The sequence below is a fragment of the Streptomyces sp. NBC_00273 genome (assembly GCF_036178145.1).
Classification (GTDB): domain Bacteria; phylum Actinomycetota; class Actinomycetes; order Streptomycetales; family Streptomycetaceae; genus Streptomyces.
In genome coordinates, this window is record NZ_CP108067.1 from 5,668,001 (window position 1) to 5,689,502 (window position 21,502).

Genomic DNA, 21,502 nt, shown 5'->3' on the forward strand with positions numbered 1-21,502 from the left:
AGAATTCCGAAGGGGCCCCAACGCCGAGGCGCCCCAGCCCCTGGGGGAGCTTACGCAGCGGACGGGCGCGGGGACATCGAACTGCCGCAGGAAGGCCGGCGAGCCGGTCGGTCAGTCGGCGAGGCGCCCGAAGCGGCCCTTGTGGAAGAGGAGCGGTTCGCCCTCACCGGCCGCACCCATGGCCACCACCCGGCCCACGACGATGAGGTGGTCCCCGCCGGTGTGGACGGCCTGGATCCGGCAGTCGATCCAGGCGGGCACGGCGTCGAGCTGCGGCGATCCCGTGACGGGTGCGGGCGTGTGCGTCACCCCGGCGAACTTGTCCGCGCCGCTGACGGCGAAGGACCGGCACAACTCACCCTGTTCGGCGCCGAGGATGTTGACGCAGAACACCCCGGCGCGGGCGATCCGCGGCCAGGTGGTCGACGTACGGGCCACCATGAAGGTGACCAGGGGCGGGTCGAGGGACAGCGAGGCGAACGACTGGCAGGCGAAGCCGGCCGGGCCCTGCGCGTCCTCGCCGGGCGGTGCCGTGATGACGGTGACCCCGCTGGCGAAGTTCCCGAGTACGGCCCGGAACTCGGCGGGGGACACCGGCGCGCGCTCGTCCTCGCCGACGGCGCGCAGGTCGGGACGCGGCAGGGCGTCGACGGACTCGGGTTCCCGCTGCGCCGGGGCGGAGGTGGGGGAGCCCACTGACCTGAGGTATCGGACGACGGTGGCCGCCATCCCTGCATGTCCCATCACAGCAATGATTGAAGCTGACGGCCCGTCAGATAGGAAGGGGTGGGGATGTGGGTCCTGTTGATTGAACGCGTTCAAGTCTGGTGTAGAGTCTCGCCCCGGGTAATTGAACGCGTTCAGGTCGGGGTGGGGTGGTCGGCATGGTGCAAACGGTGCGGGCGGGACGGGTGCCACGGGCGGGCGACCGCGGAGGGTGGGCCGCGGCCCCCGGCGCGGAGGTCGTCTTCGCCGGACAGCTCCTGATCGGGGCCGTCCTCTGGTGGATACTCACACCCCCGAGCGACGACTACGGCCTCGGTCCGGGACCCGGATTCGGCGTGCTCGTGCTCTTCCTGGCGGCGGCCGCGATCACCTCCGTCCTGCTCCTGGGCGCCGCCGTCCTGCACGCCCTCGTCTTCACCCGCCCCGCCCTGGCCCTGTCCCGCCGGACCGGCCGGCGGCTCGTCGCACCGGCCTACCTCCTCGGGGCATCGGCGGCCTGCGCGCTGCTCCCCTGGTGCGCGGGGGCCCCGTACGCCGCCTCGCTCGCCTGGATCGGGGGCAGCGGCGCACTCCCCCTGCTGGTGGCGGGCCTGGGGCTGCGCAGCACCCGGTCGACCGCCTTCGTCGGGACGGTGGCGAGCGCTCTGTCCGGGGTGCTCGCGCTGACCGCCCTGATCGTCGGGCTCGAGCTGACGGACGGAGCCGCACTGGGTGAATTCGAGCCGCCCCGGCTGGCACGCGCGCAGTACGCGGGCGAGTGGCGCGGGACGGACGGCGGGGTGGTCCGGCTCCGGGAGGGCGGCGATCTCGTGGTCGAGGACCTCCCGGTGGACCGGCGCCGAGCGGGAGGCTCCGACCACGTGGTGACGCGCTGCACGGCCACCGGCACCTGGCAGGAACGGCCCGCCGACACCCGCGTCCACCAGCGCGCCGGAGTGGACCTGAGCGTCACGGACTGCGCCGGCTGGGAGCGGACCTGGCAGGTGGCCGGGACCGTGGACCGGCCCGAACTGTTCCAGGTGGTCGGCGACCCGGACGCCGGCGGGCTGCGGATCCTGCGCCGCGTGCCCGTACCCCCACACGGGTGAAACCCCCCGCCTCCGTGGGTCCGTACGCCCGGGCGCGGGTGGAGGCTCGGCATCGTGGCAGCGACCTCGTACCGCCGCCGTAGTCCCGGGAGGACCCCATGCTCGGCACCGACTTCACCACCGGATCACCCAACTGGCTCGACCTCGGCAGCCCCGACACCGCGGCGGCCGCCGCGTTCTACGGCGCCGTCCTCGGCTGGGAGTTCGTCTCCGCCGGACCCGAGGCGGGCGGGTACGGGTTCTTCCAGGTGGACGGCAAGACCGTCGCCGCACTCGGGCCGCTCACCGAGGAGGGGGCCACGTCCGCCTGGATGCAGCACTTCATGACCCCCGACATCCAGGCCACCGCGACGGCCGTCACCGCCGGCGGCGGCACGGTCCGGACGGAGCCCATGGACGTCATGGGAGAGGGCTGGCTGGCCCAGTTCACCGACCCGCAGGGCGCCGAGTTCGCCTGCTGGCAGCCCGGGAAGACCAAAGGACTCCAGCTGACCTCCGCCGACAACACGCTGGTGTGGACGGAACTCCACGTGCCGGACCCCGTCGCCGACATCACCTTCTACGCCGGCGTGTTCGGCTGGCGCAGCGCCGAGATGCCCGCGCCCGGAATGACGTACCGGGTACTGAGCACCGCCGACGGTGACCAGCAGGACGCCTCCTTCGGCGGGGTCGCCCCCTTCCTGGGCGAGGGCGGGGAGGAGCAGGCGCGCTGGGTGCCGTACTTCGCCTCGGCGGACGTCGACGCCATCGTCGCGGCGGCCAAGGCGGGCGGCGGAACGGTGATCATGCCGGCCACCGACCTCCCCGAGGTCGGCCGGATCGCCTGGCTGGCCGACCCGGCCGGAGCGGTGTTCGCGCTGCTCAAGCCCGACCCGCGGATGTAGTCCAGGGTCAGCGGCCGAGGTACTTGGGCGTGCGGCGCTCCACGAAGCTCGCCACGCCCTCGTTCGCGTCGGCGGTGGTCATGTTGATCTCCTGAGCGGTGGCCTCGGCGGCCAGGGCGGCCGCCCGGTCGCCGTCCAGGGAGGCGTTGACCAGCTGCTTGGTCATGGCCAGGGCCCGGGTGGGCCCCTGGGCGAGCCGCTCGGCCCATTCCCGGGCCGTCGCCTCCAACTCCTCGGCCGGAACCACCCGGTTGACCAGGCCCAGGCGTTCGGCCTCGGCGGCCGGGACGGCGTCGCCGAAGAACATCAGCTCCTTGGCCTTCTGCGGGCCGACGAGCCGGGGCAGCAGGTACGCGCCCCCGCCGTCGGGAACCAGACCGCGCCGGACGAACACCTCGATGAAACGGGCCGGTTCGGCGGCGATCACGAGGTCGCACGCGAGGGCGAGGTGGGCGCCGATACCGGCCGCCGTGCCGTTGACGGCGGCGAGGACGGGCTTCTCGCAGTCGAGCACGGCGGTGATCAGGCGCTGCGCGCCGAGGCGGATCATCCGGGCGACGTCGCCGGCGACGCGCTCCCCACCGGCGGCGGGGCCGCCGCGCAGGTCGGCGCCCGCACAGAAGCCCTTGCCGGTGGCGGTGACGACGACGGCCCGCACGGCCGGGTCGGCGGAGGCCTCGCCGAGCAGCGCGATGACGCGCTCGCGCTGGTCCCAGGTGACGGCGTTCATCGCCTCGGGGCGGTTGAGGGTGATCCACGAGACGTTGCTCTCGATCCGGTGGAGGACTTCGTCCTCGGGGGCGGCGGTCATGGGTGAACTCCCCTTCGCGGGTGGACGGACGCGGCCGGGCCGCCGGCGGGGCCGGAATCCCCAGCCCGCGCGGCGATTGAGCGCACGGGCGCGCAGCGCACGTACGGGGTCCGGGGCGGAGCCCCGGGAAGCGGCGGGGCAGGAGCGCAGCTCAGCGGCAGATGGCGAGCGCGTCCAGCGCCACCGCCCCCTGCCCCCGGGGGAGCACCATCAGCGGGTTGATGTCCAGCTCGGACAGCTCGTCGCCCAGCTCGAGCGCCATCCGCTGGATCCGCAGGACGACCTCCACCAGGGCGTCCACATCGGCCGGGGGCGCCCCCCGTACGCCCTCCAGGAGCGCATGCCCGCGCAGCTCCCGCAGCATCGCCCGCGCCTGGTCCTCGCCGAACGGCGGCACGCGGACCGCCGCGTCGTGCAGGACCTCCACCAGGACCCCGCCCAGCCCGACGGTGACGGTGGGGCCGAAGAGGTCGTCCTGGGTCACGCCGACGACCATCTCCACGCCCCGCTCCACCATCTGGCAGACCAGGATCCCGTCCAGCGGCACGTTCTCGTAGCGCGCGATGTCGGTCAGCTCCCGGTACGCGTCACGGATCTGGCTCGCCGAGGTGAGGCCGATCTTCACCAGGCCGAGCTCCGTCTTGTGCCCCAGCTGCGGGCCCGAGGCCTTCATCACCACCGGGTACCCGACCAGCCCGGCCGCGCGGACCGCAGCCGCCGCGCTGGTCACCAGCTGCTCGCGGGGGACCCGTATCCCGTAGGCGCGCAGGAGCTGCTTCGCCGCGTGTTCGCTGAGCTGCTGGGACGGCCGCATGAGGGCCTGCGCCTTGCGGTACGAGGGCGAGGGCGTGCGCGGTGCGTCCTCGAAGGGGGAGCGGTAGCCGGCGGTGAAGCGGTGGTGGCCGAGGTAGGCGCGGACGGCGGTGATGCAGTTGCCGAAGGTGCGGAAGGTGGCCACGCGGGAGGAGCCGAGGAGGGTGGTGCGGTAGGCGTCCTCGGTGCCGACGGGGGAGCCCCAGATCACGCAGACCAGCTTGTCGCTCTGCTCGGCGGCGTCCACCAGGTCCTGCGCGAGCTTGTCGCTCATGGGCGGGAACGGGCCGGTGATCGGGCAGATCAGGACGCCGACGGACGGGTCCGCGAGGATCGCGTCGATGATCTTGCGGCCGCGCCAGTCGCCCACCGGGTGACCGCCGTTGTCGACGGGGTTGGCGACGTTCAGGTACCCGGGGATCCACTGGTGGAGTTCGTCCTGCTTGGCCTGCGAGAGGGTGGGCAGGGTCAGGCCCGCCTCCGTGGCCAGGTCGGAGAAGTGGGCCCCGGTGCCGCCGGAGATGGAGTAGACGACGACCCCGTCCGCCTTGGGCCTGCGGGCCCGGGCGAGCAGGGCCGCGGTGTCCTGGAGCTCGTCGAGACCGTCGACGCGGATGACGCCGAACTGGCGCATGGCGGCGTCCACGACGGTGTCGGCGCCGGTCAACTTCCCGGTGTGGGAGGCGGCCATCCGGGCGCCGGTCTCGGTGCGGCCGACCTTGACGGCGACGACGGGGACGCCGTTGCGGGCGGCGTGGTCGGCGGCGAGCAGGAAGGACCGGCCGTCCTTGAGGCCCTCCACGTAGCAGGCGATGGCCCCGACCTCGGGCTGCTCGGCGAAGTAGGAGATGAAGTCGGAGGTCTCCAGGTCCGCCTCGTTGCCGGTGGGCGCCCAGTGGGAGAGGCGGATGCCCAGCTCCTGGAGGGTGTAGACGGGCCGGCCCTGGTGGCCGGACTGGGTGATGAGGGCGATCGCCGGGCCGTCGAGGTCCTCGCGGAACTCCTCGAAGGCGTTGAGGTTGGTGTTCGGGCCGAGCAGGCGCAGGCCGGAGCCCCGGACCGCGGCGCCGAGCCGCTCCTGGGCGGCGGCTCCCGCCTCGCCGGTCTCGGCGAAGCCGGAGGCGAAGGCGACCGCGAACTTGACCTTGGTCTCGGCCAGCTCCTCGATGACGGGGAGCGGGTCGGCGACGAGGAGGACGGCGAGGTCCACCTGTTCGGGCAGGTCGGCCACGGTGGCGTGGCAGGTCAGCCCGAAGACGGTGGGGCGGGTGGGGTGCACGGGGTGGATCCGGGCGCCGACGCGCTCCGCCCAGGCGATGAGCTGACGGGTGATCCCGGTGTTCGGCCGGCCCTCCGCGTCGGAGGCCCCGATGACGGCCACGGACTCGGGCCGGAAGAACCGGTCGAGGTCGGGGACCTCGGCGTACAGCGGTCGTCCGCTGACGTCCAGGGGGACCGCGTCGTCGGCGGAGGGGGCCGCCGACGAGTGGACGGCGGTCCTGGGAGACTCCCCGCAGGCCTCGACACGTGCGCGGAAGTCGGTGGTGAGGGTGCCGTGAGTAGATCCAAGCATCGTTGCCGCCCGCTCCTGCTCGATGAACCTCGATGGAACTCAATAACTGACGTGCAGTCAGATTACTGAACTGACGTTCCGTCAGGAACAGGGCTGCGCAGGAAAGGTGTGGAGGTGGTGTGTTGAAGTGAACGGTGACAGATCCCGCCGGGGCCGGTCCAGGGCGCGATTCGGCCGACACGGCGACCGGGCGGGTCCGCCCCGCCCGGCCGCCCGGCAGCTCACAGCAGCGCCGTCTCCACCCGGCCGGTGAACCGGCCGCCGATCTGATCCGCGAGCCACCGGACACGGGCGGTGTGCGCGGGCCAGGCGGTGTTCCGCACGTGCACGTGGACGGTGTGGTCCTCGGACAGCTCGCACTGGTAGAGGTCTCGGGAGTTGACCGAGAGCGTGAGGTACGCGTACTTCTGCGAGACGCGCTCCAGTCCGGCCTCGGGCACCTCGGGCCAGGCGTTCAGATCGAACCGGACGGCCGCCGGGTCGGGACCCAGCGCGGCGATGAACGGCTCGGCGAGTTCGAGCGGGTGGCACCAGTCGAACACCGCGATCGGCAGGCACCGCGCCGGGTCGTCGCCGGCTTCCGACGAGGCCTGCTCGGGTGCGTCCATGGACCGCCATTTGAGGGCGGGCAGCACCTCGAGCACACGGGCCAGGACCTCCGGCGACCGGATCACGGCCTCGAAGTCGACCTCCCCGCCCGAGGTGTCCGCGATGTCCAGCAGGGTGCGCACGGCGCGGATCGCCTCCTCCAGGTCGGGCGTCGTCAGGACGGCGGCGGCATCGGAATTGCTCATCGCGACGTTCCCCCGGTGGTGCGCAGGCGGCGGGCGACCGCCTTGGCGATCTTCTCCGCGTCCATGGCCATCTCCCGGAACATGCCGCTGATGGGGTTGCTGAATCCGGTGAAGTACAGGCCGCGGGCCTGCTCCGGGGTGCGGGCGCCGTGCGTACGCGGGCGGCCGCGCTCGTCGAGCACCCCGAGGTGGCCGACCAGCCCTTCCAGCGCCCGGCGGTAGCCGGTCGCCGCGATCACCGCGTCCGGGGTGATCCGCGAACCGTCCGCGAGCACCACCTCGGCGCCGTCGAAGGACTCGACGGCGGCCACCGGCTCCACCCTGCCGCTGCGGACCGCGTCGATCAGGCCGACGTCCTGAACCGGTATCGACCCCTGCTTCACCCTGCTGTACAGGCCGGCTGCCGGGCGCGGAAGCCCGTACGCCGACAGGTCCGGCACGGAGGCCCCGGCGACGAGCCGACCCACCCGGTCCACGAGCCGCACCGGCAGCCGGCGCACGAGGATCCCGCTGCGCTGGGCCGGCCAGCCGGCGGTGGAGCGGCGCATGATGTGCGGCGCGGTGCGCACGGCGAGCCGCACCCGTGCCGCGCCGCCCTCGACGAGGTCGACGGCTATCTCGGCGCCGGTGTTGCCGACGCCGACGACGAGGACGTCCTGGCCGGCGTACGGCCGGGGGTTGCGGTACTCGCGGGCGTGCAGCAGCCGGCCCTCGTACGCGTCCCGGCCCGGCCAGTCGGGGAGCGCGGGCGTGTGGTTGTACCCGGTGGCGATGACGACGGCCGCGGCCGCCAGCTCCCGGCCACCGCTGGCGTGCAGGGTCCAGCCGCCCTCGCCCTCGGGGTCGGGCCCGGCGGGCTCGATCCGGGTCACCTCCACACCGGTGACCAGCTCCAGCTCATGGAACTCTGCGTACCGCTCCAGGTAGCGCACGACGTCGGCGCGGGCGACCCAGCGTCCGAAGCGGCGCGGCATGGCCAGGCCCGGGAGGGCGGAGAGTCGGCGCGTGGTGTGCAGGCGCAGCCGGTCGTAGTGCTGCCGCCAGGATGCGCCGACCGCGTCGGACTTCTCGACGACCACCGCGCGGACCCCGCGGGCGCGCAGCGCGGCGGCGGCGGCGAGGCCGCCGGGGCCGGCCCCGATGACGTACACGGGGCGGGGCTGGGTGGTCATGTCGGGTGCTGTGGGGTCTCCGGGCATGAAGTGTGATCGTATCGCCACGCTGGGTTGATGGGTCTCGGTCGGGCGGGGAATCGATTGCGGATCGATCACGGGCGCGCGCGGTGCCCGCGGGGCCACGGATCCGCGGCCGGCCGGGGCCTTGCGCGATCGCCCCGGATCCGCTCAACTGACGTACCGTCAGATAGAGCGTGCGCATCGATCGCGAGAGGGGTGGGGGCTGCCGATGCAGACCATCTGGCTCAGTGGGGCCGAATGGCTCGCCGTGCTCCGGATAGGCCTCGGCCTGTGGTGGCTGGAGAGCTGGCGGCACAAGGACAAGAAGGGCTGGTTCGAGCGCGGCACCGGCATCGCCTGGGCCGCCGACGTCGCGAACAAGCACCGCTGGACCTTCGTCAAGGGCGGCTTCGAGCTGGTCGTCGCACCGCGGCCGAAGGCGATGGCGTACACCGTCGTCTACGCGGAACTCGCCCTCGGGCTGGGCCTCGTACTCGGCTTCCTGACCCCGGTCGCACTGATCGGCGGACTCCTGCTGAACCTGCTCTACCTCGTGCTGATGATCCACGACTGGGCCGAGCAGGGCCAGAACGCGATGATGGCGCTCATCTCCCTCGTCGCGCTCCTCGCCATGTCCTGGCAGACCTGGTCCCTCGACGCGGCGATCGGATTGTTCCTGTGACCGGCACGGTGCGGTACGACCTCCCCGAGGCGGACGATTTCACCCGCCCCTACTGGGACGCGGCCGCGGAGGGCCGGCTGCTGCTGCGGCGCTGCGCCGACTGCGGGCGGGCGCACCACTACCCGCGCGAGTTCTGCCCGTTCTGCTGGGCGGGCGAGGACCGCGTGACGTGGGAGCCGGCGAGCGGCCGGGCGACCCTCTACACGTGGTCGGTGATCCACCGCAACGACCTCCCGCCGTTCGGTACGCGCGTCCCGTACGCGGCGGCGGTCGTCGACCTCGCCGAGGGCCCGCGGATGATGACCGAGGTGGTGGACTGCGCGGCGGCGGACCTGCGCATCGGCATGCCGCTGACGGTCACCTTCCGCGAGGCCGCGGACGGGGTGTGGGTGGCGGTCTTCCGGCCGGCACCGGACTGAGGGCCCTACGGGCCGGGGGTCAGGGCCAGAGCAGCTCGCGCTCCCAGGGGCCGCCTGCGGTGCGGGAGTACCGCAGGCGGACGTGCCGGCGCGCGGCGTCCCCCTGGAAGAACTCCACCTCGGTGGGGTCCAGCACGTACCGGGTCCAGGTCGGGGCCGGCGCGTCCGGCTCGGCGCCGGCCCGCTCCCAGGCGGCCGCCGAGACCCGCGCCAGCTCCTCCACGGAGCCGAGCACCTCGCTCTGGCGCCCCGTGAGCGCGGCGGCGAGCGCACCCCGCGAGCGGACCGCCAGGTCCGCCCGGCTCTCCTCGGGCCCGCAGGCGGTGACCCGGCCCCGGACGCGGACCTGGCGGCCCACGGTCGGCCAGTAGAACCCGAGGGCGGCCTCCGGGTGCCCGGCCAGCTGCACGCCCTTGGCGCTGGTGGCGTGCGAGGCGAAGTGCCAGCCCCGCGCGTCGACGTCGTGCAGCATCAACGTCCGCACGTCGGGCCGCCCGTCGCCGTCCACGGTCGCCAGAGTCATGGTGTGCGGCTCCAACTGCCCCGCCCGTGCGGCATGCACGAACCACTCCCGGAACAGGGCCAACGGCTCACCGGGCGCGGCGGCCGGGTCGAACCCGGGGAGCGGGGAGTCCCACACGCGCAGGGAATGCAGGGTGGTGCGGAATGCGTCGGGGGCGGCTTCGCCGGCCTGGCCGGATCCGCTGGCATCGCTGGTCATGAGGCTCATGCAACAGCAGAGGGCGGGGTGGGGACCAGGGGGACGCCGGTGCGGGCGACGCGCCGGGCGGGGCGGGGTTGGGGTGGGGGCTCCCGCCCAACCGGCTCCCGCCCGCCGAAGCCCCCGCCCCGCCCCCGAAGAAATCTTTCGCCCCACCGATGAGTTCTCCTCCCCGACGCGGTCATACCTAAGAGACCGCACCGCACCGCACCGCGCACGCACCCGCGCACACCCCGCACCACCCCCCGGAGGGACACGCATCATGGCCGAGACAGTCAAGGGCCCCGCCAGCTACTTCCCCTCGATCGAGAAGAAGTACGGACGCCCGATCGGGGAGTGGCAGGACCTCATCCGGTCCTCGCCGCTGACCAAGCACATGGAACTCGTGTCGTGGCTCAAGGCCGAGCACGGTCTGGGGCACGGTCACGCCAACGCGCTCGTCGCCCACACCCTCGCCGAGGGGAAGTAGGCCGCCCCTGCCCCCGGCGGCCGGTCACCCCCGCCCCAGCAGGACCGTTCCCGACGAGCAGAACCAGCCGCCCGTGCCCGAGGCCAGGGCGACCTCCGGGAGGCGGCCGCCGGGTTTGGTGACCTGGCCGGCCCCCGCCTCGCCCCGGAGTTGGCGGACCGCCTCGACCAGGAGGAACAGTCCGCGCATGCCGGGGTGGCAGGCCGAGAGGCCGCCTCCGTCCGTGTTGACCGGGAGTTCCCCGTCGCGCAGCAGGCGGCCCTTCTCCACGAACGCCCCGCCCTCGCCCTTCGCGCAGAAGCCGAGGTCCTCCAGGGTCACCAGGGTCATGTAGGTGAAGGCGTCGTAGATCTCCGCGAGGTCCACGTCCGCCGGGGTGAGGCCGGCCCGCTCGAAGGCGATGCGGCCCGAGACCGCCGCCGGGGACACCGTGAAGTCCTCCCACTCCGACATGGTGGTGTGGGAGACGGACGTGCCGGCCCCCAGGATCCAGACGGGGGCCTTCGCGGTGTCCGGTACGTAGTCCTCCGCCGCCAGGAGCACCGCGCAGCCGCCGTCCGAGCGGATGCAGCAGTGCAGCTTGGTGAAGGGGTCGGCGATCATGTCACCGCCGAGCACGTTCTCGACCGTGATCGAGTCGCGGAACATGGCGTCCGGGTTCGTGGCCGCGTTCGCCCGGGCCTGTACGGCTACGGAGGCGAGCTGCTCCAGCGTCGTCCCGTACTCGTGCATGTGGCGGCGGGCGGCCATGGCGTACTTGGAGATCAGCGTGTGGCCGTACGGGACCTCGAACTGCAGTGGTCCCCGCGCTCCGAAGGAGAGGTTGGACGTGCGGCGCCGCGCCTTGATGTCCGCGCGGGCCGTGGAGCCGTAGACCAGGAGTACGGCGTTGGCGTGCCCGGCGGCGATCGCGTCCGCCGCGTGGGCGGCCATGACCTCCCAGGTCGAGCCGCCGACCGAGGTGGAGTCGACCCAGGTGGGGTGCAGGCCCAGGTACTCGGCCACCTCGACCGGTGCGAGCGTGCCGAGGCCGGCCGAGGCGAAGCCGTCGATGACGGAGCGCTGCAGGCCGGAGTCGGCCAGGGCGCGCCGGGCGGCCTGCGCGTGCAGGGCGTAGGGGGTGGGGCCGTCGACCCGGCCGCAGTCCGAGAGGGCGACGCCGACCACCGCGACCCTCCGGCGGGTGCGGGGTGCGGGTCCGGTCGCTGGGTGGGTCGCTGGGTGGGTCGCAGGTCCGGTCGCGGGTCCGGTCGTGGGTCCGGAGACGGGTCCGGATGAGGGTCCGGAGACGGGTCCGGATGAGGGTCCAGGCATGAGGGGACGGTATATCTGACGATGCGTCAGACGCTAGACCCCGCCCCGCAACCGGCCCCCGTCACCCCCTGTGCTTCTGGCCCCGCCGGGCCTAATATGACGGCCCGTCAGACACGGGGAGGAGCCCGACGATGGATGCCGCCTTCACCGCGGAGCAGGACGAGATACGCCGTACCCTGCGCGAGATCCTGGGCAAACGCTGCGGCCCCGACGAGGTCAAGGCCGCCGTCCGCACCACCGCCGGACACGACCGCGAGCTCTGGCAGCAGCTGGCCCGGCAGCTCGGGCTGCCGGGCATCGCCGTCGCCGAGGAGTACGACGGTGTCGGCTGCACCTCCGCCGACCTGGCCCTGGCCTGCGAGGAGACGGGCCGGGCGCTGCTGCCCTCGCCGCTGCTGGCCACCGCCGCGCTGTGCGTGCCCCTGATCGCCGCCCTCGGCACCGACGCCCAGCGCTCCGCGCTGCTGCCGCCGCTGGCGACGGGCGGGCTGACCGCCGCCCTCGCCGTCAGCGGCCCGGCGCTGGCCACCGCCCTCGCGTTGACCGGCGAGGACGCCTCCGGACAGTGGTCCGGCGGTGGCCGCGCGGGCGGTGTCCAGGCCCGGGCCGCGGCCGCCGAGACCGCCGAGACCGCCGGCACCGGCTGGCGGCTGTACGGGGAAGCCGCCCAGGTGCTCGACGGGCACAGCGCCGGGCTCCTGCTGGTCGCCGCGCACACCGGCGGTTTCGCGCGCAGCCGCACGCTCCTGTTCCTCGTACGGGAGGACGCGCCGGGGCTCGTACGGTCCCGGCAGGCCGTCCTGGACGAGACCCGCCCGCAGGCCAAGATCGAACTGCGGGACGTGCCGGCCGAGTTGCTCGGCAGCGAAGGGGCCGATGTGCTCGGCGCGCTCGCCGCCACCGGGCGTACCGCCGCTGCCGTGCTGGCCGCCGAGGCGGTCGGCGCGGCCGGTCAGGTGCTGGCCCGCACGGTGGAGTACGTACGCCAGCGCGAGCAGTTCGGCCGGGCGATCGGCTCCTTCCAGGCGGTCAAGCACCGCCTCGCCGACCTGTACGTGCAGGTGCAAGCGGCCCGCTCGGCGGCCTACTACGCCGCCTGGGACCCGGACCAGGGCGGCCTCGCGCTGGCCCAGGCCCTGGAGGCGCTACGGGTGACCGCGGGCGAGGCGATCCAGCTGCACGGCGGCATCGGCTTCACCTGGGAGCACGACGCGCACCTCTACTTCAAGCGGGCGGCGGCCGACGAGCTGCTGTTCGGCCCGGTCCACCGGCTGCGGGCGCACGCCGCCGACCGCGCGGGCCTGTTCGCGGACCCGGCGAGCGGCCCGGTGGCAGGCCCGGCGACCGGCCTGGTAACGGACCCTGCCGCGCCCGGGCTGCCCACCCCGTCCGCGTCCGCGTCCGCACCCACGAACACGCCCCCACCCACGCCCCCGCCCGCACAAGAGAAGGTGGCCGTCTGATGGCTCCCGGCGTCAAGCTGATGCAGAAGGTCTCCTCGACCGTGCTCTTCGCCAAGATCGCACCGCACTTCATCCCCGCCCTGGACAAGGCGGTGCACAAGCTGACCCGCGGCAAGGTCATCCTCAGCGCCCAGATGCTGCCGGGCGTGATCCTCACCGCCAAGGGTGCCAAGACCGGTGAGCCGCGCACGACCCCGCTCGCCTGCATGCCGGAGGACGGCGGGACGACGTGGATCCTGATCGGCTCCAACTTCGGCCGGCCCGGGCACCCGGCATGGACCGGGAACCTACTCAAGCACCCTGAGGCGGACGTGAGTTGGCAAGGCCGGGACATTCCCGTCCGGGCCCGGCTGCTGGCGGGTGAGGAACGCGCGGAGGCGTGGCAGGCAGTGCTGGGGTTCTGGCCGCCGTATGCGACGTACCAGGCGCGCATCGAGCGCGAGATCCGGTTGTTCCGCCTGGAGCGTCGCTGATCGCAGGCGATCGGGCGTGGTCGGCGGGCCCCTGGAGGGCGTCCGGGGGCCGCCGCTACTTCGTGGGCTTCTTGCCCGTGATGCCGAGGTGGACGAGCAGCGCCAGGTTCGGCTTGAGCTCGGCCTGCTTGACGCCCCAGGTTTGGAAGCCCTTCTGGTGCGAGGCGACCGCGGCCAGCATCGCGACCAGCGAACCGGCCATCGCCGCGGGGCTGATGTCCTTGTCGACCTTGCCCTTGGCCTGGAGCTCCTTCATCGATTCGGTGAGGGAGTTGGTGACCGAGTTCAGGATCTTCATGCGGATCTTGTAGAAGCGCTTGTCGCCCTCGGCCGCGCCGAGGTCGACGACCCGAAGGATCGCGTCGTTGCGGCGCCAGAACTCCAGGAAGCCGTCGACGAGTTCCTCGGCGGCGGCCCACCCTGACTTGCCGACCCAGGTCCGGCCCTCGACGAGCGACGTCAACTGCGCGCCCTCGGTGGCCATTTGTTCGGCGATCTCCAGGACGGCGCCCTCGACGTCCGGGAAGTACTGGTAGAAGGTCGCGGGGGAGGTACCGGCCTTGCGGGCGACGTCGATCACTTTGACGTCGCGGTACGGCGAGGAGCTGAGCATCTCGCTGAGGCAGTCGAGCAGCTTCTGCCGCGTCGCCTGGCCGCGCCGGCCGGCGACACGCCCGTCGACGGTGCGTACTTGTCCTGTCATGCCGTCAGCTTACCGAGGGGTGATCGGGGCGCTATTCGGCCGCCTGCAAATGGGGTTACGGGGTCCCTGGCCTGGGCCTAAGGGGATCCCGGGCGGCCGGGCAGGCGCATTCCGGACGGAAATCGGCTCCCGCGCGCCCCCGGCCGGGCCGTGTCCCCGCGCCACCCGCGCCCCGCGCCCGGGCCCGGGCGTGTCGCCCGCTTCCGCAGGGTTTCCCCCGAATAGTCTTATCAACAGGCTGTGGACAAGTTTTCGGGCGGATCATGGCTGAGAGGGTTGGGAGGGTACACACCCCCGCACAACGGAAGGAAACGGGCCCATGGCCGCATTCGTGGAAGGCGCACCCTGCTGGGTGGACGCCTCGCTTCCGGACGTCGAGGCGGGCAAGCGCTTCTACGGTGAGCTCTTCGGGTGGACCTTCGCCGACGCTGCGGGCGCCGAGTACGGCCACTACACCCAGGCCTACAGCCGCGGTCGCAACGTCGCCGCCCTCGCCCCCAAGCCCGACGGCCGCATGCCCACCGTCTGGGGGATCTACCTCTACACCACCGATGCCTACGCCTGCGCCCAACGCATCCGCGCCGCCGGCGGCCAGATGGTGATGAACCCGATGCCGGTCGGCCCGTACGGCACCGCCGCGATGGCCGCCGACCCCGGCGGCGCCGTCTTCGGCCTGTGGCAGCCCGGCACCCACCACGGCTTCGACGCCCAGGGGGAGCCGTACACGTACTGCTGGAGCGAGGTCTACACGCGCGCCCGCGACGCCGTCGACGTCTTCTACGCCAAGGTCTTCGGCTACGTCCCCCAGGACCAGGACGACGCCGGCGTCGAGTACCGCATCTGGTCCCCGCCCGGGACCGCGCCCGGCACGGACACCGCCGTCCTCGGCCGCAGCCTGATCACCGACGCCTTCCCCGAAGCCATGCCCGCGCACTTCCTCGCCTACTTCGCCGTACCGGACTGCGATCAGACCGTCGCCACGGTGCAGCGGCTCGGCGGCCGGGTCACCGCCGATCCCTTCGACACCCCCTACGGGCGGATCGCGGTCGTCGCCGACAACCAGGGGGCGGTCTTCGGGCTGCTCTCGGAACCCCGCACGAAGCCGGACGCGTAGTCGGACGCGGAGCAGGACGCGTAGCCCCGCGCCCACCGGGCCGCGGGGCCCGCATCCCGTCCGTATGCCGTCCGTATCCCGTCCGTATCGCCCGGTCCCGGAGAGATCGCCGAGCAGATCACACCACCCCGCTCGACGTGCCGGGGCCGGACCGGGTCCGGGCCTGACAGAATCGGGGTTGCTCGACCCGGGCGGCGCCCGGAGTGAGACGCTGCACGGGGCAGGGCCCCGTGCCGGTGGATGCGGGCCCGCTGAGTGGCTCGTACGGGGAGGTGTGGAGGCGAGTGGTGGAGCAGCTGACGCAGCACGACCCGAGACGGATCGGCCCCTTCGAGGTGCTGGGACGGCTCGGCGCCGGCGGCATGGGGCTGGTCTATCTCGCGCGGTCCGCGTCCGGACGGCGGGTCGCGATCAAGACGGTGCGCACCGAGCTCGCCGAGGACCAGCTCTTCCGGGTCCGCTTCACCCGCGAGGTGGAGGCGGCCCGCGCGGTGTCCGGCTTCTACACCGCGGCCGTGGTCGACGCCGACCCGCGCGCCGCCGTGCCGTGGCTGGCGACCGCCTACGTCCCGGCGCCCTCCCTGGAGGAGATCGTCAACGAGTGCGGGCCCATGCCCGCCCAGGCCGTACGGTGGCTCGCGGCCGGTATCGCCGAGGCCCTGCAGTCCATCCACGGCGCCGGCCTGGTCCACCGCGACCTGAAGCCGTCCAACGTGCTCGTCGTCGAGGACGGCCCGCGCGTGATCGACTTCGGCATCGCGAGCGGGGTCTCCAACACCCGCCTGACCATGACGAACGTCGCCGTCGGCACCCCCGCCTACATGTCGCCCGAGCAGGCCAAGGACTCGCGCAGCGTCAAGGGCGCCAGCGACGTCTTCTCGCTCGGCTCCACCCTCGTCTTCGCCGCCACCGGGCACCCGCCGTACCACGGGGCGAACCCGGTGGAGACGGTCTTCATGCTGCTGCGCGAGGGTCCCAACCTGGAGGGTCTCCCGGCCGAACTGCGGCCGCTGATCGATTCCTGCATGCAGATGGACGCCACGCTCCGGCCCACCCCGGCCGACCTGCAGGCGCAGCTCGCCCCGCACCTGTTCGACGGCGGCGACGACAGCGGCACCGCCTCGGCGTGGCTGCCCGCCCGAGCCGTCGCGATGATCGAGGCCCGGCGCGCGGGGCACCGCACGCCGCCCGCGGCGCTCCCCGCGGTGCCGGCGCCCGGACCGGCCTCCGGGGGCCGCGGGGCGGCCTCCGAGGACGTCACGCACCGCCGCCCGCGCGGGGCCGATTCCTGGGTGGACCCGCGGACCGGCCAGGCCGTTCCGCAGCGTCCGCACCACCCGCCGAGGTCCCCGGTGCCCTCGGGCGAGCCGGTGCGCCTGGGCGGCTCGCCGGTGCCGATCGGGCCCGGGCCGCGCGCGACTGCCGCGGCCCCGGCCGCGCACGCCTCCTCCGCCGCCGCGGACTCGGCGACCGGCTGGATCCGCCCGCCCGGCGGGTCGGTGGCCACGCCCTCGGCGGTGCAGCCCGTACCGAGCCCCGGTCCGGCCCCGGACAGCGGCCGCTGGCGGCCGTGGCGCTTCCGCATGTCCAACGAGGTGTGGGGCACGCCGACCGTTGCCGGGAACCTGCTCTACGTGACCTCCTTCGAGGTCCACGCCCTGGACGTGGCGAGCGGCCGCCGCCAGTTCAAGACCCGCGACGTCGCCTGGTCCATGGCGGTCGCCGACGGCCGGATCCACGCCTCCGACGGCCCGTCCCTCTACGCGCTCGACGCCGGCGACGGCTCCGAGCGGTGGCGGCTGTCCACCGACGCCTGGGTGTACGCGCTGCGCGCCGAGCGCGGCACGGTCGTCACCGCCACCCGCGGCGGCGGCGTACAGGGCCGGGAGGCCTCGGGCGGCCACAAGCTGTGGGAGCTGACCGGCGCGCAGAGCGACTTCGAGACCCCGGAGGCGGCCCCCGTCCTCCACGACGGCACGGTGTACGTGTGGCAGGACGCCCGGCTGCGCGCCCTGGACGCCCGCACCGGGCGTGAGTCCTGGTCCTACCCGATCGGTGACGTGGCCTCCTGCGGGAACGTGCCCGTGCGGGTCACGCCGGCCGCGGACGGCAACGTGTACGTCGCGGCCGGCACCCGCGTCATCTCGGTGGACCGGGCCTCGGGCCGGGTCCGCTGGCACTTCGAGGCCCCGGCGGTCTTCCTGGCGCCCCCGGCCTTCGCGCCCGGCGCGGCCATCACGGGCGGCGGGGTCTACCTCGTCGACTACCTGGGCACGGTCTACGCCCTCGACGCGGCCACCGGTCAGGACCGCTGGCGGATCGCGACGGAGGGACGGCAGTCCGCGGACCCGGTGGTGGTCGCGAACGGCAACGTCCACCTGGGCGCGGGCAGCGCCCTGTACACGCTCGACGCGGTCACCGGCACCCCGAAGTGGCGGTTCGCGGCGGGCGGCGAGATCACCGGCCTGCCGGCGGTCGCGGACGGCCGGGTGCACTTCGGTTCGGCCGACCACTGCCTGTACACCCTGGACGCGGCGGGCGGCCAGCTGCGCTGGAAGCTGGCCACGGGCGGCGAGATCACGGGCGCCCCGGTGGCGGAGGCGGGCGTGGTCTACGCATGCAGCAAGGACCGCTGCGTGTACGCCCTGGACGCGGCGAAGGGTACGGGCACCCGTACGAGCGGTTGACCTGCCCGGAGGCGGGGCTGCGGCCCCGCCGGGTAGCGCACCGCACCGGGAGTGACAGGATGGACCCCATGAGCAACGTCTACTTCGACATCACCATCAACGGCGCCCCCGCCGGCCGCATCGTCTTCGCCCTCTTCGACGAGGTCGTCCCGAAGACGGCGCGCAACTTCCGTGAGCTGGCCACCGGCCAGAACGGCTACGGCTACGCCGGCTCGGGCTTCCACCGCGTCATCCCCCAGTTCATGCTGCAGGGCGGTGACTTCACCAACCACAACGGCACCGGCGGCAAGTCCATCTACGGCGAGAAGTTCGAGGACGAGAACTTCCAGCTGAAGCACGACCGCCCGTACCTGCTGTCGATGGCGAACGCCGGCCGCAACACCAACGGCTCGCAGTTCTTCATCACCACGGTCGTCACCTCGTGGCTCGACGGCAAGCACGTCGTCTTCGGCGAGGTCGTCTCGGGCCAGGAGCTCGTGGACCAGATCGAGGCCCTGGGCTCCCAGTCCGGCGCCCCCAAGGGCAAGGTCGAGATCGCGGCGTCCGGCGTCGTCGACGCCGCCTGATTCCCACCCGCCTGTCCGGCCGGTCGGCCCCGCCCCCTCCGGGGGGCCGGGGCCGCCGCCGTTTCAGAGGGCCGCGATCACAGGTCGTTCGCGGTGCCGTCGATCGCCGGGCCGCAGCCCTCGGGAAGGTGCGCGGCGATCAGCCGGTAGGCCTCCTCCACCGTGTCCGTCACGCCGAGCAGCGTGTTGTCGGACTGCCGGCGTACGCGGTACCCGCCGCCGGCCTGTGGGAAGGGCGTACCGATGTCCCGGGTCCACGGGTACCGGATGCAGCGGCTCAGGTACAGCACGCCGTGGCTGACGGCGGGGAACAGCTCCCGCAGCGACGGATGGCCGTACGCGGCGCGCGGCACGGCGGGATCGACCCGGTCCGGCCCGTGGGCGAGGACGGTCCGCCACTCGGCGGCCACGATCTCCGCCGCGGTCGGGCGGACGAGGTCCGCGACGCAGGCGTCGAAGGTCGCGGCGTCTTCGCCGGCGGAGGCCCCCGCACCGGCCGGGTGGAGGAGCGGGGCGGCCGGGCCCGGCATGTCGTCAGACAAAGCAGGCGTCCACTTCGTCCTGATCGCCTCGCATGAGGCTGGAGAGGGCTTGGGCCTCGTCCTTGCCGAGGAAGTACGGGCCCGTGTGGTGCAGGTAGAAGAACCTCCCGATGTCGTCCATGAGGACGATCCCCGCCTCGACCGTCTCGTACCCCACGGGAAACAGCTCGTGGCCGAGGTCCGTGGCCAGTTCGACGATGTCCTCGGCGTCATCCGCGTAACCCATGGTCGGATCGGGGACGAACTTCCGCTCGGGTGCCCCGGGCACGGGGAAGACGAGGCCGGCGTAGCGGCTCACGAAGTCGGTGACCTCCTCCCGGGGCGCCAGCGGGAAGCCCTGCCGCACGGAGTCCTGGACGCGCGCCTCGACGAGCTGCTCGGCCGTCTCCCGTTCTCGGCGACCGGGGTGCCAGCCGTTGTCCCGGAGCCATGCCTCGACTTCTTCCTGCGGAGCTGGTGGTCGCACTGCCGCACTGCCTTTCGGTGCCCGGCGATGGTGCGGGCCGCGGATCCTTGGCGAACGCGCGGAGCGAGTCCGTCATGTCCGCTTCTGCGCATCATCCTTGCACGGCGGTGCGACAACACGGCGGGGAGGGGACGGCAGTTGGAGGTGACGGCCGGGCCGCCGTCCGCGACGGCAGGGCCTAGGCGGCGGGCGTCGTCGGGGGGAGGTCGCGGGTGGGGCGGGTGGGGCGGCCGCGCATGACCGCTGCGCCCAGGAGGATCAGGGCGCCCGCGCCGTAGGCGTTCGCGAGGCCGTCGCCGAGGGCCTGGGCGGTGCCGCCGATGGTGAGGCTGCCGGCGGCCTGGCCCTGGCGGACCGTCCACAGGACGGTGAAGCCGAGGACGACGACCCCGGCCAGTGCCATCAGCAGGCGCGAGCGGAGCAGGACCGCGCACAGGGTGAGGACGGCGGCGAAGAGGTACGGGAGCAGGATCGAGCCCAGCAGGGTGGCCCGGTGATCGGTGATCCCGACCGCGGTGAAGAGCTCCTGGACGCGGTAGTCGCGTCCGAGACGGCCGTCGTACCAGGCACGGAAGGGGCTCCAGACGGCGGCCGCCGCTCCGATCAGACCCATCAGGGAGCCGAGTGCGTTGCGCAGCATGCCCGGCCCTCCGGGTTAGGGGTCTCGGTTCCGACGCTACGCCCGGCTCCCGGGGCCCGCACGCCGGAGGGCCGGCGCGCGCGACCGAGGTCAGGACGTGCCGGCTCGACCGGCCGCTCGAATCCTGAGGCCCGCCGCCCGGCCCGTCAGCGCAGCCTGAATTCCGTGCCGGGCCGCCGCGAGGCGAACAGCTCGGCCTGCCGTTCCGGCGCCAGGTTCCCCAGCGCGATCAGCGCCGGAGCCTGCGCCAGCGCCTGCTGGAGCGCGGCCTGCTTCGCCGACCAGAGGGCCCGTACGGTGCCCTGCACGGCCTCCGTGGGGAAGCCGGCCAGGGTCTGCGCCGCCCGGAGGGCCGCCGGGAGCAGCCCGTCGGGCGCGGTCAGTTCCGAGACCAGGCCGATCTCGTGGGCCCGGCGCGCGGAGAGCCGTTCGGCCGTGCCCATCAGGGACATCCGGGCCGCTTCGCCGAAGGGCATCCGCTGCGCCATGTAGACGGCCTCGTAGGCGCTGACCATTCCGTAGGTGGTGTGCGGGTCGAAGAAGGTGGCGGTCTCGGAGGCGATCAGGAACTCCGCCTCGCCCAGCAGGTAGAAGGCCCCGCCGCAGGCCATCCCGTTGACGGCGGCGACGACCGGTTTCCACAGGTCGCCCGCCTTGGGGCCGATGGCGATCAGCGGGTCGTCGGTCGAGTAGGGGGAGGCGGGCTGCGGCACGTCGACGCCGCGGTCGATGCCGGTGCAGAAGGCGGCCGCCCCGGCGCCGGTGAGTACGATCGCCCGTACCTCGTCCGCGAAGCGGAACTCCCGCCACACCTCGCCCAGTTCGGCCGCCGTGGCCAGGTCGACGGCGTTGTGCCGGTGTTCCCGGTCCAGGGTGACGACGGCGACACCGGTCGCCTTGTCCCGTTCCACCCGCACGGTCATGACTTCTCCAGGACCCAGCGGGGCACGGCCATGCCGCCCGTCTCGGTGAAGACCACGTGCACCCGGGCGCCGATCCGCAGCCGGGCCGGGTCCACCGAGTCGAGCGGGGCGTCGGCCGAGGTCACCAGGTTCCCGGCGAGCCGGATGTGCGGGGCGTCGGCGAGTTCCACGAGGATCACGTTGTACGGGGCCTGCGCGGCGTAGGCGGGCAGCAGGGGCGGGTGCGGCCGGACGTAGGACCAGATGCGGCCGCGGCCGCTCATCCGGCGCCACTCGCTGTCGAAGGACCGGCAGTGCGGGCAGCAGGGGCGGGGCGGGAAGCGCAGCCGGCCGCAGGCGGCGCAGGCCTGGACGCGCAGCTCGCCCTGGGCGGCGTACTCCCAGAAGGGGGCGCCGTCCTCGTCGGGCACCGGCAGCAGCAGTTCGTCCGCGGTGGCGGCAGTGGTGGTCATCGGG

At 73.5% G+C, this 21,502-nt stretch carries 23 protein-coding genes; 10 read left to right on the forward strand and 13 right to left on the reverse strand.

Annotated elements, in window-relative coordinates; translation table 11 throughout:
• Window positions 1–111: 111 nt before the first annotated feature.
• On the reverse strand, window positions 112–729 hold the full coding sequence (locus OG386_RS25070) for a flavin reductase family protein (protein WP_328793346.1): 618 nt from the start codon (window positions 727–729) through the stop codon (window positions 112–114).
• A 155-nt stretch (window positions 730–884) separates the two neighbouring features.
• Here OG386_RS25070 and OG386_RS25075 point away from each other — a divergent pair, with 155 nt between their 5' ends.
• Together OG386_RS25075 and OG386_RS25080 are read left to right on the forward strand one after the other, a co-directional pair.
• A complete protein-coding gene (locus OG386_RS25075; protein WP_328789977.1) occupies window positions 885–1,814 on the forward strand; it encodes a hypothetical protein in 930 nt (309 codons plus the stop codon).
• Window positions 1,815–1,912: 98 nt separating this feature from the next.
• On the forward strand, window positions 1,913–2,698 hold the full coding sequence (locus OG386_RS25080) for a VOC family protein (protein WP_328789978.1): 786 nt from the start codon (window positions 1,913–1,915) through the stop codon (window positions 2,696–2,698).
• Window positions 2,699–2,705: 7 nt separating this feature from the next.
• On the opposite strand, the gene OG386_RS25085 is transcribed toward OG386_RS25080, so the two are convergent.
• The 4 genes from OG386_RS25085 to OG386_RS25100 all read right to left on the reverse strand — a co-directional run bounded on the left by OG386_RS25085 (window position 2,706) and on the right by OG386_RS25100 (window position 7,888).
• Window positions 2,706–3,509, reverse strand: coding sequence for an enoyl-CoA hydratase/isomerase family protein (locus tag OG386_RS25085; RefSeq protein WP_328789979.1), 804 nt, complete (start codon window positions 3,507–3,509; stop codon window positions 2,706–2,708).
• 151 nt (window positions 3,510–3,660) lie between these two features.
• Complete coding sequence (locus OG386_RS25090) at window positions 3,661–5,895, reverse strand: acetate--CoA ligase family protein (RefSeq protein ID WP_328789980.1); 2,235 nt, start codon at window positions 5,893–5,895, stop codon at window positions 3,661–3,663.
• A gap of 221 nt (window positions 5,896–6,116) precedes the next feature.
• The gene (locus OG386_RS25095) at window positions 6,117–6,689 is read right to left on the reverse strand and encodes a hypothetical protein (RefSeq protein WP_328789981.1); all 573 of its coding nucleotides are present in this window, start codon (window positions 6,687–6,689) and stop codon (window positions 6,117–6,119) included.
• On the reverse strand, window positions 6,686–7,888 hold the full coding sequence (locus tag OG386_RS25100) for a flavin-containing monooxygenase (RefSeq protein ID WP_328789982.1): 1,203 nt from the start codon (window positions 7,886–7,888) through the stop codon (window positions 6,686–6,688). The genes OG386_RS25095 and OG386_RS25100 overlap by 4 nt, the downstream gene beginning before the upstream one ends.
• A gap of 205 nt (window positions 7,889–8,093) precedes the next feature.
• Here OG386_RS25100 and OG386_RS25105 point away from each other — a divergent pair, with 205 nt between their 5' ends.
• Both OG386_RS25105 and OG386_RS25110 read left to right on the forward strand, forming a co-directional pair.
• On the forward strand, window positions 8,094–8,546 hold the full coding sequence (locus tag OG386_RS25105) for a DoxX family protein (RefSeq protein WP_328789983.1): 453 nt from the start codon (window positions 8,094–8,096) through the stop codon (window positions 8,544–8,546).
• Complete coding sequence (locus OG386_RS25110; RefSeq protein WP_384835654.1) at window positions 8,543–8,965, forward strand: Zn-ribbon domain-containing OB-fold protein; 423 nt, start codon at window positions 8,543–8,545, stop codon at window positions 8,963–8,965. The genes OG386_RS25105 and OG386_RS25110 overlap by 4 nt, the downstream gene beginning before the upstream one ends.
• A 19-nt stretch (window positions 8,966–8,984) precedes the next feature.
• Here the strand turns inward: OG386_RS25110 and OG386_RS25115 are convergent, their stop codons facing one another.
• On the reverse strand, window positions 8,985–9,686 hold the full coding sequence (locus OG386_RS25115) for a pyridoxine/pyridoxamine 5'-phosphate oxidase (RefSeq protein ID WP_328789985.1): 702 nt from the start codon (window positions 9,684–9,686) through the stop codon (window positions 8,985–8,987).
• Between the two features lie 262 nt (window positions 9,687–9,948).
• Here OG386_RS25115 and OG386_RS25120 point away from each other — a divergent pair, with 262 nt between their 5' ends.
• Entirely contained in the window at window positions 9,949–10,155 is a 207-nt protein-coding gene (locus tag OG386_RS25120) for a DUF4287 domain-containing protein (protein WP_327384749.1), read from the forward strand.
• Window positions 10,156–10,179: 24 nt separating this feature from the next.
• Here OG386_RS25120 and OG386_RS25125 read toward each other — a convergent pair whose 3' ends face one another.
• Complete coding sequence (locus OG386_RS25125) at window positions 10,180–11,322, reverse strand: thiolase C-terminal domain-containing protein (RefSeq protein WP_328789986.1); 1,143 nt, start codon at window positions 11,320–11,322, stop codon at window positions 10,180–10,182.
• Window positions 11,323–11,600: 278 nt separating this feature from the next.
• On the opposite strand from OG386_RS25125, the gene OG386_RS25130 reads away from it, so the two are divergent.
• Window positions 11,601–12,932, forward strand: coding sequence for an acyl-CoA dehydrogenase family protein (locus OG386_RS25130; protein WP_328789987.1), 1,332 nt, complete (start codon window positions 11,601–11,603; stop codon window positions 12,930–12,932).
• Window positions 12,932–13,405, forward strand: coding sequence for a nitroreductase family deazaflavin-dependent oxidoreductase (locus tag OG386_RS25135; RefSeq protein WP_328789988.1), 474 nt, complete (start codon window positions 12,932–12,934; stop codon window positions 13,403–13,405). Before OG386_RS25130 ends, OG386_RS25135 begins: the two co-directional genes overlap by 1 nt.
• Before the next feature lie 55 nt (window positions 13,406–13,460).
• On the opposite strand, the gene OG386_RS25140 is transcribed toward OG386_RS25135, so the two are convergent.
• Window positions 13,461–14,108, reverse strand: coding sequence for a TetR family transcriptional regulator (locus OG386_RS25140; protein ID WP_328789990.1), 648 nt, complete (start codon window positions 14,106–14,108; stop codon window positions 13,461–13,463).
• A gap of 319 nt (window positions 14,109–14,427) precedes the next feature.
• Here OG386_RS25140 and OG386_RS25145 point away from each other — a divergent pair, with 319 nt between their 5' ends.
• The 3 genes from OG386_RS25145 to OG386_RS25155 all read left to right on the forward strand — a co-directional run bounded on the left by OG386_RS25145 (window position 14,428) and on the right by OG386_RS25155 (window position 18,475).
• A complete protein-coding gene (locus OG386_RS25145) occupies window positions 14,428–15,222 on the forward strand; it encodes a VOC family protein (RefSeq protein WP_328789991.1) in 795 nt (264 codons plus the stop codon).
• Window positions 15,223–15,506: 284 nt separating this feature from the next.
• Window positions 15,507–17,909, forward strand: coding sequence for a serine/threonine-protein kinase (locus OG386_RS25150; RefSeq protein WP_328789992.1), 2,403 nt, complete (start codon window positions 15,507–15,509; stop codon window positions 17,907–17,909).
• 68 nt (window positions 17,910–17,977) lie between these two features.
• A complete protein-coding gene (locus OG386_RS25155; protein WP_328789993.1) occupies window positions 17,978–18,475 on the forward strand; it encodes a peptidylprolyl isomerase in 498 nt (165 codons plus the stop codon).
• Between the two features lie 77 nt (window positions 18,476–18,552).
• Here the strand turns inward: OG386_RS25155 and OG386_RS25160 are convergent, their stop codons facing one another.
• The 5 genes from OG386_RS25160 to OG386_RS25180 form a co-directional block, all read right to left on the reverse strand.
• Entirely contained in the window at window positions 18,553–19,017 is a 465-nt protein-coding gene (locus OG386_RS25160; RefSeq protein WP_328789994.1) for a DUF6193 family natural product biosynthesis protein, read from the reverse strand.
• Window positions 19,010–19,483, reverse strand: a complete 474-nt coding sequence (locus tag OG386_RS25165; RefSeq protein ID WP_328789995.1) for an SUKH-3 domain-containing protein — start codon at window positions 19,481–19,483, stop codon at window positions 19,010–19,012. Before OG386_RS25165 ends, OG386_RS25160 begins: the two co-directional genes overlap by 8 nt.
• A 178-nt stretch (window positions 19,484–19,661) precedes the next feature.
• The gene (locus OG386_RS25170; RefSeq protein WP_328789996.1) at window positions 19,662–20,123 is read right to left on the reverse strand and encodes a hypothetical protein; all 462 of its coding nucleotides are present in this window, start codon (window positions 20,121–20,123) and stop codon (window positions 19,662–19,664) included.
• A gap of 146 nt (window positions 20,124–20,269) precedes the next feature.
• Window positions 20,270–21,046: an enoyl-CoA hydratase/isomerase family protein gene (locus OG386_RS25175; protein ID WP_328789997.1), complete on the reverse strand. Its 777-nt coding sequence runs from the start codon at window positions 21,044–21,046 to the stop codon at window positions 20,270–20,272.
• Window positions 21,043–21,498: a Zn-ribbon domain-containing OB-fold protein gene (locus tag OG386_RS25180; protein WP_328789998.1), complete on the reverse strand. Its 456-nt coding sequence runs from the start codon at window positions 21,496–21,498 to the stop codon at window positions 21,043–21,045. Before OG386_RS25180 ends, OG386_RS25175 begins: the two co-directional genes overlap by 4 nt.
• Window positions 21,499–21,502: the final 4 nt, after the last annotated feature.

What these genes read in the sequence shown, in the direction of transcription:
- OG386_RS25070 (WP_328793346.1), bottom strand. Translation starts at nt 729, where the DNA reads ATGGCGGCCACCGTCGTCCGATACCTCAGGTCAGTGGGCTCCCCCACC.
- OG386_RS25075 (WP_328789977.1), top strand. Translation starts at nt 885, where the DNA reads ATGGTGCAAACGGTGCGGGCGGGACGGGTGCCACGGGCGGGCGACCGC.
- OG386_RS25080 (WP_328789978.1), top strand. Translation starts at nt 1,913, where the DNA reads ATGCTCGGCACCGACTTCACCACCGGATCACCCAACTGGCTCGACCTC.
- OG386_RS25085 (WP_328789979.1), bottom strand. Translation starts at nt 3,509, where the DNA reads ATGACCGCCGCCCCCGAGGACGAAGTCCTCCACCGGATCGAGAGCAAC.
- OG386_RS25090 (WP_328789980.1), bottom strand. Translation starts at nt 5,895, where the DNA reads ATGCTTGGATCTACTCACGGCACCCTCACCACCGACTTCCGCGCACGT.
- OG386_RS25095 (WP_328789981.1), bottom strand. Translation starts at nt 6,689, where the DNA reads ATGAGCAATTCCGATGCCGCCGCCGTCCTGACGACGCCCGACCTGGAG.
- OG386_RS25100 (WP_328789982.1), bottom strand. Translation starts at nt 7,888, where the DNA reads ATGCCCGGAGACCCCACAGCACCCGACATGACCACCCAGCCCCGCCCC.
- OG386_RS25105 (WP_328789983.1), top strand. Translation starts at nt 8,094, where the DNA reads ATGCAGACCATCTGGCTCAGTGGGGCCGAATGGCTCGCCGTGCTCCGG.
- OG386_RS25115 (WP_328789985.1), bottom strand. Translation starts at nt 9,686, where the DNA reads ATGACCAGCGATGCCAGCGGATCCGGCCAGGCCGGCGAAGCCGCCCCC.
- OG386_RS25120 (WP_327384749.1), top strand. Translation starts at nt 9,949, where the DNA reads ATGGCCGAGACAGTCAAGGGCCCCGCCAGCTACTTCCCCTCGATCGAG.
- OG386_RS25130 (WP_328789987.1), top strand. Translation starts at nt 11,601, where the DNA reads ATGGATGCCGCCTTCACCGCGGAGCAGGACGAGATACGCCGTACCCTG.
- OG386_RS25135 (WP_328789988.1), top strand. Translation starts at nt 12,932, where the DNA reads ATGGCTCCCGGCGTCAAGCTGATGCAGAAGGTCTCCTCGACCGTGCTC.
- OG386_RS25140 (WP_328789990.1), bottom strand. Translation starts at nt 14,108, where the DNA reads ATGACAGGACAAGTACGCACCGTCGACGGGCGTGTCGCCGGCCGGCGC.
- OG386_RS25145 (WP_328789991.1), top strand. Translation starts at nt 14,428, where the DNA reads ATGGCCGCATTCGTGGAAGGCGCACCCTGCTGGGTGGACGCCTCGCTT.
- OG386_RS25155 (WP_328789993.1), top strand. Translation starts at nt 17,978, where the DNA reads ATGAGCAACGTCTACTTCGACATCACCATCAACGGCGCCCCCGCCGGC.
- OG386_RS25170 (WP_328789996.1), bottom strand. Translation starts at nt 20,123, where the DNA reads ATGCTGCGCAACGCACTCGGCTCCCTGATGGGTCTGATCGGAGCGGCG.
- OG386_RS25175 (WP_328789997.1), bottom strand. Translation starts at nt 21,046, where the DNA reads ATGACCGTGCGGGTGGAACGGGACAAGGCGACCGGTGTCGCCGTCGTC.
- OG386_RS25180 (WP_328789998.1), bottom strand. Translation starts at nt 21,498, where the DNA reads ATGACCACCACTGCCGCCACCGCGGACGAACTGCTGCTGCCGGTGCCC.